The sequence below is a fragment of the Streptomyces sp. NPDC006435 genome, assembly GCF_040612315.1.
GTDB lineage: Bacteria > Actinomycetota > Actinomycetes > Streptomycetales > Streptomycetaceae > Streptomyces.
Window position 1 is genome coordinate 70577 of sequence record NZ_JBEXPY010000022.1, and the last position, 13521, is coordinate 84097.

A 13521-nucleotide genomic window follows, 5' to 3' on the forward strand; every position below is an offset into this window, starting at 1 on the left:
GGGGGTCGCAGGAGGCACCGTGCTCACCGCGTTCGCCCGGGCGTTCAAGACGCCCGACCTGCGCAAGAAGCTGCTCTTCACGCTCGGCATCATCGTGATCTACCGGCTCGGGGCGCACATCCCGGTACCGGGAGTGAGTTACGAGAACGTCCAGATCTGTGTGGATCAGGCCAGTAAGGGCAACAACAGCCTCTTTGGCCTGGTGAACATGTTCAGCGGTGGTGCGCTGCTGCAGATCACGATCTTCGCGCTCGGCATCATGCCGTACATCACGGCCAGCATCATCCTTCAGCTGCTCACCGTGGTGATTCCCCGACTCGAGGCGCTCAAGAAGGAGGGGCAGTCCGGCCAGGCCAAGATCACGCAGTACACGCGTTACCTGACCGTCGCGCTCGCCATCCTCCAGGGCACCGGCCTGGTCTCCGTCGCCACCAGCGGTTCGCTGTTCAGCGGCTGCCCGGTCGCCAGCCAGATCGTCCCCGACCAGTCGATCTTCACCACCATCGTGATGGTCATCACGATGACCGCGGGCACCGCGGCCGTCATGTGGCTCGGTGAGCTCATCACCGACCGCGGCATCGGCAACGGCATGTCGATCCTGATGTTCATCTCGATCGCCGCCAGCTTCCCCGGCGCCCTGTGGGCCATCAAGACCAGCGGCAAGCTGGCCGACGGCTGGATCGAGTTCGGCACCGTCATCCTGATCGGTTTCGTGATGGTGGGCCTCGTCGTCTTCGTCGAGCAGGCCCAGCGCCGCATTCCGGTGCAGTACGCGAAGCGCATGATCGGCCGTCGTTCCTACGGCGGCACCTCGACGTACATCCCGCTGAAGGTGAACCAGGCGGGTGTGATTCCCGTCATCTTCGCTTCTTCGCTGCTCTACATCCCCGCCCTGATCGTCCAGTTCTCCAACTCCACTGCGGGCTGGGCGACATGGATCCAGGACCACCTCGTCAAGGGCGACCACCCGTACTACATCACGGCGTACTTCCTCCTGATCGTCTTCTTCGCCTTCTTCTATGTGGCGATTTCGTTCAACCCCGAGGAAGTCGCCGACAACATGAAGAAGTATGGTGGCTTCATCCCGGGTATCCGGGCCGGTCGACCTACTGCCGAGTATCTGAGCTACGTGCTCAACAGGATCACTTGGCCGGGCTCGCTGTACCTGGGTCTGATCGCTCTTGTGCCGACGATGGCGTTGGCAGGTTTCAACGGTGCCAACCAGAACTTCCCGTTCGGCGGGACGAGCATCCTGATCATCGTGGGTGTGGGGCTGGAGACCGTGAAGCAGATCGAGAGTCAGCTCCAGCAGCGCAATTACGAAGGGTTCCTCCGCTGATGCGAATCGTCCTCGTCGGGCCGCCCGGTGCCGGCAAGGGAACGCAGGCTGCGTACCTTGCCAAGAACCTGTCGATTCCGCAGATCTCCACGGGCGACCTCTTCCGCGCCAACATCAGCCAGGGCACCGACCTTGGCAAGCAGGCCCGCGCCTACATGGACGCAGGTCAGTTGGTGCCGGACGAGGTCACCATCGGGATGGCCAAGGACCGCATGTCCCAGCCGGACGCCGAGGGCGGCTTCCTGCTGGACGGCTTCCCGCGCAACGTGGGCCAGGCCGAGGCACTCGACGCCATGCTCAAGGACGAGGGCACCAAGCTCGACGCGGTCCTGGACCTGGAGGTCCCCGAGGACGAGGTGGTCAAGCGCATCGCCGGCCGCCGGATCTGCCGGAACGACGGTTCGCACGTCTTCCACGTGACGTACAACCCGCCGAAGGCCGAGGGCGTCTGCGACGTCTGCGGCGGCGAGCTGTACCAGCGGGACGACGACACCGAGGAGACGGTCCGCACCCGGCTGGAGGTCTACCACACCCAGACGGAGCCGATCATCGACTACTACCGGGCCCAGGGCCTGGTGGTCACCATCTCCGCGCTCGGCAAGGTCACCGACGTGACCGAGCGGGCGATGGAGGCCCTCAAGTCCGACCAGGGCTGAGCGCAACACCCGCAGTACTCGTGCAGTCGGCCGCGGCGTCCTCGGACGCCGCGGCCGACTGTTTGCGCCGTATCGTTGTCCTGGTACGCCGCACCCCCGACCACGGTTCGATGCAGTCCGACGCAGAGAGGCGCCGCGCAATGGTGCAGATCAAGACCCCCGAGCAGATCGCGAAGATGCGTGAGGCGGGGCTGGTGGTCGCTGCCATTCACGCGGCCACCCGTGAGGCGGCGGTGCCCGGCGCCACCACGCGCGACCTGGACCAGGTCGCCCGCAAGGTGATCGCCGACCACGGCGCCAAGTCGAACTTTCTCGGGTACGGCGGTTTCCCCGCGACGATCTGCACCTCGGTCAACGAGGTCGTCGTCCACGGCATCCCGGACGACAAGACCGTCCTCAAGGACGGCGACATCATCTCCATCGACGCCGGCGCCATCGTCGACGGCTGGCACGGCGACGCCGCGTACACCGCCTTCGTCGGTACCGGTCACGCCCCGGAGCTGGTCGAGCTGTCCAGGGTCACCGAGGAGTCGATGTGGGCCGGCATCGCCGCGATGAAGGTGAACAACCGGCTCGTCGACATCTCGAAGGCGATCGAGTCCTACATCCGCCGCCAGCCCCGTCCCGCCACCGGCAAGTACGGGATCATCGAGGACTACGGCGGCCACGGCATCGGCACCGAGATGCACATGGACCCGCACCTGCTGAACTACGTCTCCCGCAAGCGCGGCAAGGGCATCAAGCTGGTCCCCGGCGTCTGCCTGGCCATCGAGCCGATGGTCTCGCTGGGCACGGCGCAGACCGAGGTGCTCCAGGACGACTGGACCGTCATCACGACGGACGGCACCTGGTCCTCCCACTGGGAGCACTCGATCGCCCTCACCGAACAGGGTCCCCTGGTCCTGACCGCCCCCGACTGCGGACGGGCGAAGCTGGCGCAGTACGGCATCGAGGCGGCCCCGGACCCCCTCGGCTGAACCGGTCCGCCCGGGCCGGACCGGTCCGGTACCGGCGGTGGGACCTGCGGGGAGCGTGTGAGCCGAGTGCCCGACGGGGCCCGCGTGGTGGATTTGACCCGCTTGCGAAGGTCTAAGGATCTCCCCGGCTGGGCAAACTTGACGGATTCGTCTTTTGGGGTTCGCTGACGTAGACTGACTCGTCGGCTCTCGTGCATCAGTGTGTCCACATTCCACATGCGATGACGGAAGTCGATCAAGGTAGCCGATTCGAAAGGCGAAGCGTGGCCAAGAAGCAAGGTGCCATCGAAATTGAGGGCACCGTGATCGAGTCCCTCCCGAACGCCATGTTCAAGGTGGAACTCCAGAACGGTCACAAGGTCCTCGCGCACATCAGCGGCAAGATGCGGATGCACTACATCCGAATCCTTCCGGATGACCGGGTCGTCGTGGAGCTCTCTCCGTACGACCTGACGCGTGGCCGGATCGTCTACCGCTACAAGTAGATCTTGCCTCCACCCGCCTCGGCGCGGTGATGGCACTGACCCGGAGAACCTGACATCCCATGAAGGTCAAGCCGAGCGTCAAGAAGATCTGCGACAAGTGCAAGGTGATCCGCCGTCACGGCCGGGTCATGGTCATCTGCGACAACCTGCGCCACAAGCAGCGCCAGGGCTGACGCACGACCCCCTGCATCTCGCAGCACTTCGCGCGACGCACGTAACACCGTACATACGCAGAGTCCGTCCAAGCTTCGGCTGACGACACCTCCGGCGGGGGCCGGGGACCCGGACGTACCACCTCTCCCAGGAGGGGTCGGCGGTCGGGAGCGGCACTGCGGAAGACCCCCGACATGACAACTGGAGCCATTGCATGGCACGCGTTTCAGGTGTTGACATCCCGCGCGAAAAGCGCGTGGAGGTCGCCCTCACCTACGTCTTCGGCATCGGGCGCACCCGGTCCAAGGAGATCCTCGCCGCCACCGACGTGAACCCGAACACCCGCGTTCGTGACCTGGCCGAAGAGGACCTGGTCAAGATCCGCGAGTACGTGGACGCCAACCTCCGCACCGAGGGTGACCTCCGCCGCGAGATCCAGGCCGACATCCGCCGCAAGGTCGAGATCGGCTGCTACCAGGGCCTGCGTCACCGCCGTGGCCTGCCGGTCCACGGTCAGCGCACCAGCACGAACGCTCGTACCCGCAAGGGCCCGCGTCGCGCGATCGCCGGTAAGAAGAAGCCGGGCAAGAAGTAGTCCTCAGCGGACGCACTGCGGACGTCCGGACCACCGGAACCCGCAGCAACCAGCGGTCTTCGCTGTAGGACCGATCACCTCCCCTCTCCATCTGGAGTCAAGACATGCCCCCCAAGGGTCGTCAGGGCGCTACCAAGAAGGTGCGTCGCAAGGAAAAGAAGAACGTCGCTCACGGCCACGCGCACATCAAGAGCACGTTCAACAACACCATCGTCTCGATCACGGACCCCTCGGGCAACGTGATCTCCTGGGCCTCCGCCGGCCACGTCGGCTTCAAGGGCTCGCGCAAGTCCACCCCCTTCGCCGCGCAGATGGCCGCCGAGTCGGCCGCCCGCCGCGCGCAGGAGCACGGCATGCGCAAGGTCGACGTCTTCGTGAAGGGTCCGGGCTCCGGCCGCGAGACCGCGATCCGTTCGCTCCAGGCCACCGGCCTGGAGGTCGGCTCGATCCAGGACGTCACCCCGACGCCGCACAACGGCTGCCGTCCGCCGAAGCGCCGTCGCGTCTGATCCGTCACGGTCGGTGACGACCGTGCGTCAGTGACGCGGATCCGGGCGGTATGTCCCTTCCGGGGGCATGCCGCCCGTATCCTTGTTTCATCTGTCGGGCATCAAATAGTGGGTGCCCACGACTGAAGGATCTCAACATGCTTATCGCTCAGCGTCCGTCGCTGACCGAAGAGGTCGTTGACGAGTTCCGTTCCCGGTTCGTCATCGAGCCGCTGGAGCCGGGCTTCGGCTACACCCTCGGCAACTCGCTCCGCCGCACGCTCCTCTCCTCGATCCCCGGTGCCGCCGTCACCAGCATCCGGATCGACGGTGTCCTGCACGAGTTCACCACCGTGCCGGGCGTCAAGGAGGACGTCACCGACCTCATCCTCAACATCAAGCAGCTGGTCGTCTCCTCGGAGCACGACGAGCCGGTCGTGATGTACCTGCGCAAGCAGGGCCCGGGTCTGGTCACCGCCGCCGACATCGCGCCCCCGGCCGGTGTCGAGGTGCACAACCCCGACCTGGTTCTCGCCACGCTCAACGGCAAGGGCAAGCTGGAGATGGAGCTGACCGTCGAGCGCGGTCGCGGCTACGTCTCCGCCGTCCAGAACAAGCAGGTGGGCCAGGAGATCGGCCGCATCCCGGTCGACTCCATCTACTCGCCGGTTCTCAAGGTCACCTACAAGGTCGAGGCGACCCGTGTCGAGCAGCGCACCGACTTCGACAAGCTGATCGTCGACGTCGAGACCAAGCAGGCCATGCGTCCGCGTGACGCCATGGCCTCGGCCGGCAAGACCCTGGTCGAGCTGTTCGGCCTGGCGCGCGAGCTCAACATCGACGCCGAGGGCATCGACATGGGCCCGTCCCCGACGGACGCCGCGCTCGCCGCCGACCTGGCGCTGCCGATCGAGGAGCTGGAGCTCACGGTCCGCTCCTACAACTGCCTCAAGCGCGAGGGCATCCACTCCGTGGGTGAGCTCGTCGCCCGCTCCGAGGCCGACCTGCTCGACATCCGCAACTTCGGTGCGAAGTCGATCGACGAGGTCAAGGCGAAGCTGGCCGGCATGGGCCTGGCGCTCAAGGACAGCCCGCCCGGATTCGACCCGACCGCCGCCGCCGACGCCTTCGGCGCCGACGACGACGCGGACGCCGGTTTCGTCGAGACCGAGCAGTACTGATTTGCCTCCGGCCGGGGCGCCCGTTCCTCGTGAGGGGCGCCCCGGACCGGAGTGAGGCTTTGTCCTCAATCGCCGGACGGGCTCGATTTTCCGCTGATGACGGATTTCGAGTGCGACCGGCAGACTTCTGACCTTCCGGGTGGCGACCGCCGCCCGGGAACTGACACCGGTACCTGATACGGCCGGTGCAGCACACAAGGAGAAACACCATGCCGAAGCCCGCCAAGGGTGCCCGTCTGGGCGGCAGCGCCGCGCACGAGAAGCTTCTTCTCAACAACCTCGCGAAGTCGCTGTTCGAGCACGGCCGCATCACCACGACCGAGGCCAAGGCCCGCCGCCTGCGTCCGGTCGCCGAGCGCTTCATCACCAAGGCGAAGAAGGGCGACATCCACAACCGTCGCCTGGTGCTGCAGTCGATCACGGACAAGGGCATCGTCCACACGCTCTTCACCGAGATCGCCCCGCGGTACGAGAACCGCCCCGGTGGTTACACCCGCATCACCAAGATCGGCAACCGTCGTGGCGACAACGCCCCGATGGCCGTCATCGAGCTGGTCGAGGCGCTGACCGTGGCGCAGCAGGCCACCGGTGAGGCCGAGGCCGCCACCAAGCGTGCGGTCAAGGAGGACGCCCTCAAGAAGGACGCCGCCGAGACCGAGGCCGTCGAGGACGCCAAGCCGGCCGACGCCGACGCCGAGTCCAAGGACGCCTGAGCGTTCTGAGAGCCTGCTGGGTGACCGCTCGATCAGAGGTCACTCAACAAACTCTGTGACCGCAGGACGGGCCCGCATCACCCTTCGGGGCGGTGCGGGCCCGTTCCGTATGCACCTGATGTACCTGCACGCACCGGTAGTAAAGGACCCTGGGGTGAGTGACGAAGTGGAGCCCGGCTCCGTACGGCTGCGGCTGGACCTGGCGTACGACGGCAAGGACTTCTCGGGCTGGGCCAAGCAGACCGGGCGGCGGACCGTCCAGGGGGAGATCGAGGACGCGCTGCGGACCGTGACCCGGTCCGGGCGGACGTACGACCTGACGGTCGCCGGCCGCACCGACGCCGGGGTGCACGCCCGGGGCCAGGTCGCCCACGTCGACCTGCCGGTCGAGGTGTGGGAGGAGCACGGGGACAAGCTGCTGCGGCGGATGGCCGGGCGGATGGCGCCCGATGTGCGGATCTGGCGGATCGCGCCGGCGGCCGACGGGTTCAACGCCCGCTTCTCGGCGCTGTGGCGGCGGTACGCGTACCGGGTCTGCGACCGTCCCGGCGGGGTGGACCCCCTGTTGCGGGGTCATGTGCTGTGGCACGACCGGCCGTTGGACGTCGACGCGATGAACCGGGCGGCCGCCCGGATGACGGGGGAGCACGACTTCGCCGCGTACTGCAAGAAGCGCGAGGGCGCGACGACCATCCGCACGCTGCAGAAGCTGAGTTGGGTGCGGGACGGGGCGAGCGGCATCCTGACGGCGACGGTCCAGGCCGACGCGTTCTGCCACAACATGGTCCGTGCGCTGATCGGCGCGGCGCTCTTCGTCGGTGACGGGCGCCGCCCGGCCGAGTGGCCCGCGCAGGTGCTCGCGGCCGGGGTGCGGGACCCCGGGGTGCACGTGGTGCGCCCGCACGGGCTGACGTTGGAGGAAGTCGCCTATCCCGCCGACGAGTTGCTGGCCGACCGGGCCGTGCAGGCGCGCAATGTGCGCACCCTGCCCGGGGCGGGCTGCTGCTGAGTGGGCGTCAGCGGCCCTCCGGCCCGGACGGGTCGACCCGGGCCGGGGGTTCGTCCGGGGCGACGGCGGCCGTGTCGCGGGTCCTGCGCCACTGCCAGGCCCGCACCAGCCGGACCGCCAGGTACAGGGCCACCAGCCCGGCCGCCGTCCCGCGCACCGGACGGACCTCCGGGGGCGACCAGCCGAGCACGGCGGCGGCCGTGAACAGCAGCAGGCCCAGGACGCGCAGCAGCCACCAGCCCGCCCCGCGCGGTTCCCGGGAGCCGGGGGGCGCCGGATGGGCGCCGTTCGGCGTGATCAGCGTGGAGCGCACCCCGGCCAGCAGGCCGCGGTGGGCGAGGACCCGGGCGCCGGGGAGGGCGCCGAGGACCTCGGGGCGGTCGCCGAAGCCCGGCGGGAGCGGGGGCAGGGACAGCGCGGCCAGCAGGTCCGCCTGGTGGCGGGACGGGTTGCCGGTGGAGCGCAGTACGTGCGTCAGCGGGCGGGGGTCGTCGAGGGCGAAGGCCCGGGACAGGGCCTCGGCCGTGGCGGTGACCGCGGCGTGGTCGGGGGCCGGGGCGGTGGCGTCCCACTCGTGGGCGGCCAGGGGGCGGCCCTTGAGGAACAGGGTGAATCCGCAGCGCTCGGGCGTGCGGCGCAGCACCAGCGTGGGCCACTTCTCGCCGGTGGTGAAGTTGTCGGCCGCCGTGGTCAGCGGGTCCTCCGTGGACAGCAGCGAGCGCTTGGCGGGCCGGGCGTCGGCGACGGCCTCGACGTAGGTGTGCGTGTCGGTCGCCGGGGCGGTGCGCAGCGAGACGCCGCAGACCAGTGCCGCCTGGGCCACGTCCGCCGGGCGGGCCGCCGCGATCGCGACCGCGCAGGGCGCCCCGGGCGCCCACTCGGGGGCGGGGCCGGGAACGACGGCGGAGGGTGCGGGGCGGCCGAAGAACGGGGTCCGCGCCGCCAGGTGGACCCGGACGCCCGAGCGGGTGTCCAGGAACTCCTGGCGCGGGTCGTCGCCGAGGTACGCCCAGGGGTACCTGGTCGCGTGGGCGCCGACGGAGCGGAAGGCTTCGAGCGCCTCCTCCCAGCGCTCCGCGCGCAGCAGCATCAGGACGAGGCAGTTGCGGAAGCCGGCCGCCTCCGGGCTGCCCGGCCCGTACGCGGCGGACAGGTCCAGGGCGCGGGCGACCGCGGCGTCCACGCGGTGCGCGTGCGGGTCGGGGCCGTCGTCGGGCGGCCCGGACGACAGGACCGCGTACTCCAGCGCCGCGAACAGCGGCAGCGCGTGCAGCTTCGAACCGGGCGGGGCGGTGTCGGCGGCGTCCTCGGCGAAGCCGAACATCTCCTCGTGCGAGCCGTGCCACTTCGCGCACAGGTACTGCAGGGCCGCGGCGTGGCACCCGTAGTGGTGCGGGTCGCGGGCCATGACCCGGTCCCAGTAGTCGTCGAAGACCGGGCGGGGGGCCTGGCTGCCCACCGCGTGGGTCAGGGCGATGCGCCACGGCACGGGGTCGGCGGGGTTGAGCTCCGCGGCCCGGCCGATCACCGGGGCGGCGTCCTCCAGGAGCGCGAAGAAGGCCCGGAACTGGTCGCGCGAGACCTGGTCGGCGTGGTCCGCGGTGCGGATCTCCCACGCCCGGTCGATCCGCAGGGCCGCGCCGACCAGGGCCGCGTCCGGGTCGTCGGGGAGCTCGGCCTGCCAGGCGTCCAGCCAGCCGGGGTTGTGCAGGGCGGCCGTGGCGAGGCGGGAGACGTAGCCGTCCCTCAGCTCCCACTGGGCGTGCTCGCGGGTCGCGGCGAGCAGGGTGCGGGCGGGGCCGTGGTCGCCCTGGGCGGCCGAGGTCAGGGCGGCGCGCAGCGCGGGGTCCGGGGCGTCGACGACGACCGCCTCGTCCGGTGGCAGGTCGGCGCCGACGGCGGCGCTGTGACGCAGCACCCGGGGGAGGGTGAGGAGGAACGGAAGGCGCACGTGGGTTCCCGGCCGCGTCAGCCGGTGGCCGCGGTCGCCGCCGCCGATGCCTGGAGCTCGCCGCGGTGGTGGATCTGGCGGAACGTGAAGTTCGTCAGGTCGTCGCCGATGGCGTAGGCGTTCTTGTCGGCGGTGGTGACGCTCTTGCCGTTGGTGAACCCGCTGATGGCGAAGTAGGCGTAACGGCCGTAGGAGTTGGCGGTGCGGCGGCAGACGGAGCCGGCCGGGCAGAAGGAGGGCACTCCCGCGCCGCTCAGGGTGGCGATGCTGCCGGAGGACTGCCGGGCCGCCTTCTTGGCCCGTTCCTCCGTCTCGAAGACCGCGATCCCGATGGTGGCGGCGACACCGTCCTTGCTGTACGTCGCCCGGATCACCTGTTGGCAGCCGTTGTTCACGAGGATCGAGCCGAGCGCGCCCTTGGTGGTGGCGGCGCAGTTCTTGGTCTGCTGGGTCGCGCCCTTGACGTAGACGCGACCGCCCATCGTCAGCTTCTTGCCGGGGAAGAAGGCGTCGGCGGTGATCGGCGCCCGGTCCTTCTTCCCGCTGGATATGTAGTCCTTCGGGTTCGGCGGGGGCGGCGGCGCCACCGAGGAGAAGGACGGTTCGGGTTCGGCGGTCTCGTTCGGCAGGTCGGACGGCGCGGGCAGTTCGCTCGCGTGCTTGCCCGATCCGGCGGAGCGGTTGTTCTCGTCGGTCGAGATGACCGCCGTGGCCACGATCGCGCCGACCGCCGCGGTGGCGAGCACCCCGCCGCCGATCAGCAGCCACTTCTTGCGTCGGTTGCGTGCGGCCGAGGCGTCGGCCATCGCTGCCCAGTCAGGGGTCTGTGCGTCCCCGGGCCCCCAGGAGGGCCCCCCATGCCCAAAGCTCATGCGGCGAATCCTAATGTGCCTCCCGGTCACGGCGGCGGACGGAACGTAAACCGGTTGGGCAGGGCTTCGCGGACCGTGACAATGCTGTGCATGGGACATCTCGAAGCAGGCCACCTTGAGTACTACCTACCGGATGGGCGGGTACTGCTCGGTGATGCCTCGTTCAGGGTGGCGGACGGGGCGGTGGTCGCCCTCGTGGGGGCCAACGGCGCCGGGAAGACGACCCTGCTGCGGCTGCTCTCCGGGGAGATCCAGCCGCACGGCGGCACCGTCTCGGTGAGCGGCGGGCTCGGGGTCATGCCGCAGTTCGTGGGCTCGGTGCGGGACGAGCGCACGGTCCGGGACCTGCTCGTCTCGGTGTCCCAGCCCCGTATCCGGGAGGCGGCCCTGGCGGTCGACCGGGCCGAGGAGCTGATCCTCACCGTCGACGACGAGGCCGCGCAGATGAAGTACGCGCAGGCCCTGAGCGACTGGGCGGAGGCCCGCGGGTACGAGGCCGAGACCGTCTGGGACATGTGCACGATGGCCGCGCTCGGCGTCCCGTACGAGAAGGCGCAGTGGCGCGAGGTGCGCACCCTGTCCGGCGGCGAGCAGAAGCGGCTGGTGCTGGAGGCGCTGCTGCGCGGGCCCGACGAGGTGCTGCTGCTCGACGAGCCGGACAACTACCTCGACGTGCCCGGCAAGCGGTGGCTGGAGGAGCGGCTGAAGGAGACCCGCAAGACGGTCCTGTTCGTCTCCCACGACCGTGAGCTGCTGGCCCGCGCCGCGGAGAAGATCGTCAGTGTGGAGCCCAGCCCGGCGGGCAGCGACGTGTGGGTGCACGGCGCCGGCTTCGACACGTACCACCAGGCGCGCAAGGACCGGTTCGCCCGGTTCGAGGAGCTGCTGCGGCGCTGGGAGGAGGAGCACGCCCGGCTGAAGGCGCTGGTCCACCGGCTCCGGCAGCAGGCGGCGATCAGCCCCGACATGGCGTCCCGCTACCGGGCGATGCAGACCCGCTTCAAGAAGTTCGAGGACGCGGGCCCGCCGCCGGAGCCGCCGCGCGAGCAGGACATCAAGATGCGGCTGCGCGGCGGCCGGACCGGGGTGCGGGCGGTGACCTGCAAGAACCTTGAGCTGACCGGGCTGATGAAGCCGTTCGACCTGGAGATCTTCTACGGGGAACGGGTCGCCGTCCTCGGCTCGAACGGCTCCGGCAAGTCGCACTTCCTGCGTCTCCTGGCGGGCGAGCCGGTGGCGCACACGGGGGAGTGGAAGCTCGGGGCGCGGGTCGTGCCCGGACACTTCGCGCAGACCCACGCCCACCCGGAGCTGCTGGGGCACACGCTCGTCGAGATCCTGTGGACCGAGCACGCCAAGGACCGCGGCGGCGCGATGTCCGTGCTGCGCCGCTACGAGCTGGAGCGCCAGGGCGACCAGCCCTTCGAGAAGCTGTCCGGCGGCCAGCAGGCCCGTTTCCAGATCCTGCTCCTGGAACTGGCCGGCACGACCGCGCTGCTGCTCGACGAGCCCACGGACAACCTCGACCTGGAGTCGGCCGAGGCGCTCCAGGACGGGCTGGAGGCGTACGAGGGGACGGTGCTGGCGGTCACGCACGACCGTTGGTTCGCGAAGTCCTTCGACCGCTATCTGGTCTTCGGTTCCGACGGGGTCGTGCGCGAGACCCGGGAGCCGGTGTGGGACGAGCGCCGGGTGGAGCGGGCGCGGTAGGGCTGACGGGAGAGGCGGGGCCGGGGCCGGCGGCGGAGGCTGCCGGCCCCGGCGTCGTCCCGGGCGGCGCGTTTTGACCCGTCCGGGGCGGGGCGGGTAATGTCGACGGTTGTTATGCGTATGGGCTGCGTGTTCTCACGCGAAGAGCCCTTGCGCAAGTTCTCTGGAGCAGTTACCAGTGGCTCGCATACGGGCGTGTTCCCGGCACTGTGGGCCCCAGCTGCATGATCGCTTCAGAGGTGTCGTGTGTATGGACCCCATCCACTGAAGAAGCGAAGGCTACGAAGTGCGTACGTACAGCCCCAAGCCCGGCGATGTCACTCGCCAGTGGCACATCATCGACGCTCAGGACATCGTCCTGGGTCGTCTGGCCACCACGGCTGCGAACCTTCTCCGCGGTAAGCACAAGGCGATCTACGCCCCCCACATGGACATGGGCGACTTCGTCATCATCATCAACGCCGACAAGGTTCACCTGTCCGGCAACAAGAAGACCCAGAAGATGGCGTACCGCCACTCCGGGTTCCCGGGTGGTCTGCGCTCCGTCCGTTACGACGAGCTGCTCGCCAAGAGCCCCGAGAAGGCCGTCGAGAAGGCCATCAAGGGCATGATCCCCAAGAACAGCCTGGGCCGCCAGATGCTCTCGAAGCTCAAGGTCTACGCGGGCGACCAGCACCCGCACGCTGCTCAGCAGCCGGTCCCGTTCGAGATCACCCAGGTCGCGCAGTAGTTCCGGCCTCCCCCTAAGACCAAAAGAAAGATCTGAGGAGAATCGTGGCCGAGACCACTGTTGAGAACCCCGTCGAGGGCACCGAGGGCGAAGAGGTCTTCGCCGAGGTCACCACCTTCGAGTCCGAGGTTCCCGTCGAGGGCGAGTACACCAGCGAGTCGCTGGCGTCCCGCTTCGGCGACCCGCAGCCCGCCGCCGGCCTTGGCCGTCGGAAGAACGCCATCGCCCGCGTCCGGATCGTTCCGGGCACCGGCAAGTGGAAGATCAACGGTCGCACCCTTGAGGACTACTTCCCCAACAAGGTGCACCAGCAGGAAGTCAACGAGCCCTTCAAGGTGCTCGAGCTCGACAACCGCTACGACGTCATCGCCCGCATCTCGGGTGGCGGCGTCTCGGGTCAGGCCGGTGCCCTGCGCCTCGGCGTGGCCCGTGCGCTGAACGAGGCCGACGTGGACAACAACCGTCCCACGCTGAAGAAGGCCGGCTTCCTCTCCCGCGACGACCGTGCGGTCGAGCGCAAGAAGGCCGGTCTCAAGAAGGCCCGCAAGGCCCCGCAGTACAGCAAGCGCTAAACCGCCTGCTCACCTGCTTTACACGCACGCCCCGGCGGCACTTCTCGTGCTGTCGGGGCGTTCGTTTATCGGCACTCCCGGGCGTATAAC

At 69.2% G+C, this 13521-nt stretch carries 15 protein-coding genes; 13 read left to right on the top strand and 2 right to left on the bottom strand.

What is annotated here, in order from left to right; genetic code table 11:
- The first annotated feature begins 19 nt into the window (after positions 1-19).
- The 10 genes from secY (at position 20) to truA (ending at position 7596) form a co-directional block, all read left to right on the top strand.
- Positions 20-1339 (top strand): preprotein translocase subunit SecY, encoded by a 1320-nt coding sequence (gene secY, locus ABZZ04_RS21940; protein ID WP_356933867.1) that lies wholly within the window; start codon positions 20-22, stop codon positions 1337-1339.
- Positions 1339-1995 (top strand): adenylate kinase, encoded by a 657-nt coding sequence (locus ABZZ04_RS21945; RefSeq protein WP_356933868.1) that lies wholly within the window; start codon positions 1339-1341, stop codon positions 1993-1995. Before secY ends, ABZZ04_RS21945 begins: the two co-directional genes overlap by 1 nt.
- Before the next feature lie 140 nt (positions 1996-2135).
- Positions 2136-2972, top strand: coding sequence for a type I methionyl aminopeptidase (gene map / locus ABZZ04_RS21950; RefSeq protein ID WP_356933869.1), 837 nt, complete (start codon positions 2136-2138; stop codon positions 2970-2972).
- 263 nt (positions 2973-3235) lie between these two features.
- A complete protein-coding gene (infA, locus tag ABZZ04_RS21955; RefSeq protein WP_003956442.1) occupies positions 3236-3457 on the top strand; it encodes a translation initiation factor IF-1 in 222 nt (73 codons plus the stop codon).
- A gap of 59 nt (positions 3458-3516) precedes the next feature.
- Complete coding sequence (gene rpmJ / locus ABZZ04_RS21960; protein WP_003956441.1) at positions 3517-3630, top strand: 50S ribosomal protein L36; 114 nt, start codon at positions 3517-3519, stop codon at positions 3628-3630.
- Positions 3631-3824: 194 nt separating this feature from the next.
- Entirely contained in the window at positions 3825-4205 is a 381-nt protein-coding gene (gene rpsM, locus ABZZ04_RS21965) for a 30S ribosomal protein S13 (protein WP_148838713.1), read from the top strand.
- A 104-nt stretch (positions 4206-4309) separates the two neighbouring features.
- The gene (gene rpsK, locus ABZZ04_RS21970; RefSeq protein WP_125496499.1) at positions 4310-4714 is read left to right on the top strand and encodes a 30S ribosomal protein S11; all 405 of its coding nucleotides are present in this window, start codon (positions 4310-4312) and stop codon (positions 4712-4714) included.
- A gap of 137 nt (positions 4715-4851) precedes the next feature.
- Positions 4852-5874: a DNA-directed RNA polymerase subunit alpha gene (locus ABZZ04_RS21975; RefSeq protein ID WP_003966937.1), complete on the top strand. Its 1023-nt coding sequence runs from the start codon at positions 4852-4854 to the stop codon at positions 5872-5874.
- Positions 5875-6083: 209 nt separating this feature from the next.
- Entirely contained in the window at positions 6084-6587 is a 504-nt protein-coding gene (gene rplQ / locus ABZZ04_RS21980; protein WP_356933870.1) for a 50S ribosomal protein L17, read from the top strand.
- Positions 6588-6741: 154 nt separating this feature from the next.
- Complete coding sequence (gene truA / locus ABZZ04_RS21985; protein ID WP_356933871.1) at positions 6742-7596, top strand: tRNA pseudouridine(38-40) synthase TruA; 855 nt, start codon at positions 6742-6744, stop codon at positions 7594-7596.
- A gap of 7 nt (positions 7597-7603) precedes the next feature.
- Here truA and ABZZ04_RS21990 read toward each other — a convergent pair whose 3' ends face one another.
- A complete protein-coding gene (locus ABZZ04_RS21990) occupies positions 7604-9547 on the bottom strand; it encodes a hypothetical protein (RefSeq protein WP_356933872.1) in 1944 nt (647 codons plus the stop codon).
- A 17-nt stretch (positions 9548-9564) separates the two neighbouring features.
- A complete protein-coding gene (locus ABZZ04_RS21995) occupies positions 9565-10419 on the bottom strand; it encodes a hypothetical protein (protein ID WP_356933873.1) in 855 nt (284 codons plus the stop codon).
- 81 nt (positions 10420-10500) lie between these two features.
- Here ABZZ04_RS21995 and ABZZ04_RS22000 point away from each other — a divergent pair, with 81 nt between their 5' ends.
- The 3 genes from ABZZ04_RS22000 (at position 10501) to rpsI (ending at position 13431) form a co-directional block, all read left to right on the top strand.
- On the top strand, positions 10501-12129 hold the full coding sequence (locus ABZZ04_RS22000; protein ID WP_356933874.1) for an ATP-binding cassette domain-containing protein: 1629 nt from the start codon (positions 10501-10503) through the stop codon (positions 12127-12129).
- A gap of 286 nt (positions 12130-12415) precedes the next feature.
- Positions 12416-12859: a 50S ribosomal protein L13 gene (gene rplM / locus ABZZ04_RS22005; RefSeq protein WP_148838718.1), complete on the top strand. Its 444-nt coding sequence runs from the start codon at positions 12416-12418 to the stop codon at positions 12857-12859.
- 44 nt (positions 12860-12903) lie between these two features.
- Positions 12904-13431 (top strand): 30S ribosomal protein S9, encoded by a 528-nt coding sequence (gene rpsI / locus ABZZ04_RS22010; RefSeq protein ID WP_072486701.1) that lies wholly within the window; start codon positions 12904-12906, stop codon positions 13429-13431.
- Positions 13432-13521: the final 90 nt, after the last annotated feature.

Excerpts from the sequence above, each read along its gene's own strand:
- ABZZ04_RS21945 (WP_356933868.1), top strand. The coding sequence starts at position 1,339 with ATGCGAATCGTCCTCGTCGGGCCGCCCGGTGCCGGCAAGGGAACGCAG.
- map (WP_356933869.1), top strand. The coding sequence starts at position 2,136 with ATGGTGCAGATCAAGACCCCCGAGCAGATCGCGAAGATGCGTGAGGCG.
- rpmJ (WP_003956441.1), top strand. The coding sequence starts at position 3,517 with ATGAAGGTCAAGCCGAGCGTCAAGAAGATCTGCGACAAGTGCAAGGTG.
- rpsM (WP_148838713.1), top strand. The coding sequence starts at position 3,825 with ATGGCACGCGTTTCAGGTGTTGACATCCCGCGCGAAAAGCGCGTGGAG.
- rpsK (WP_125496499.1), top strand. The coding sequence starts at position 4,310 with ATGCCCCCCAAGGGTCGTCAGGGCGCTACCAAGAAGGTGCGTCGCAAG.
- ABZZ04_RS21975 (WP_003966937.1), top strand. The coding sequence starts at position 4,852 with ATGCTTATCGCTCAGCGTCCGTCGCTGACCGAAGAGGTCGTTGACGAG.
- rplQ (WP_356933870.1), top strand. The coding sequence starts at position 6,084 with ATGCCGAAGCCCGCCAAGGGTGCCCGTCTGGGCGGCAGCGCCGCGCAC.
- ABZZ04_RS21995 (WP_356933873.1), bottom strand. The coding sequence starts at position 10,419 with ATGAGCTTTGGGCATGGGGGGCCCTCCTGGGGGCCCGGGGACGCACAG.
- ABZZ04_RS22000 (WP_356933874.1), top strand. The coding sequence starts at position 10,501 with ATGCTGTGCATGGGACATCTCGAAGCAGGCCACCTTGAGTACTACCTA.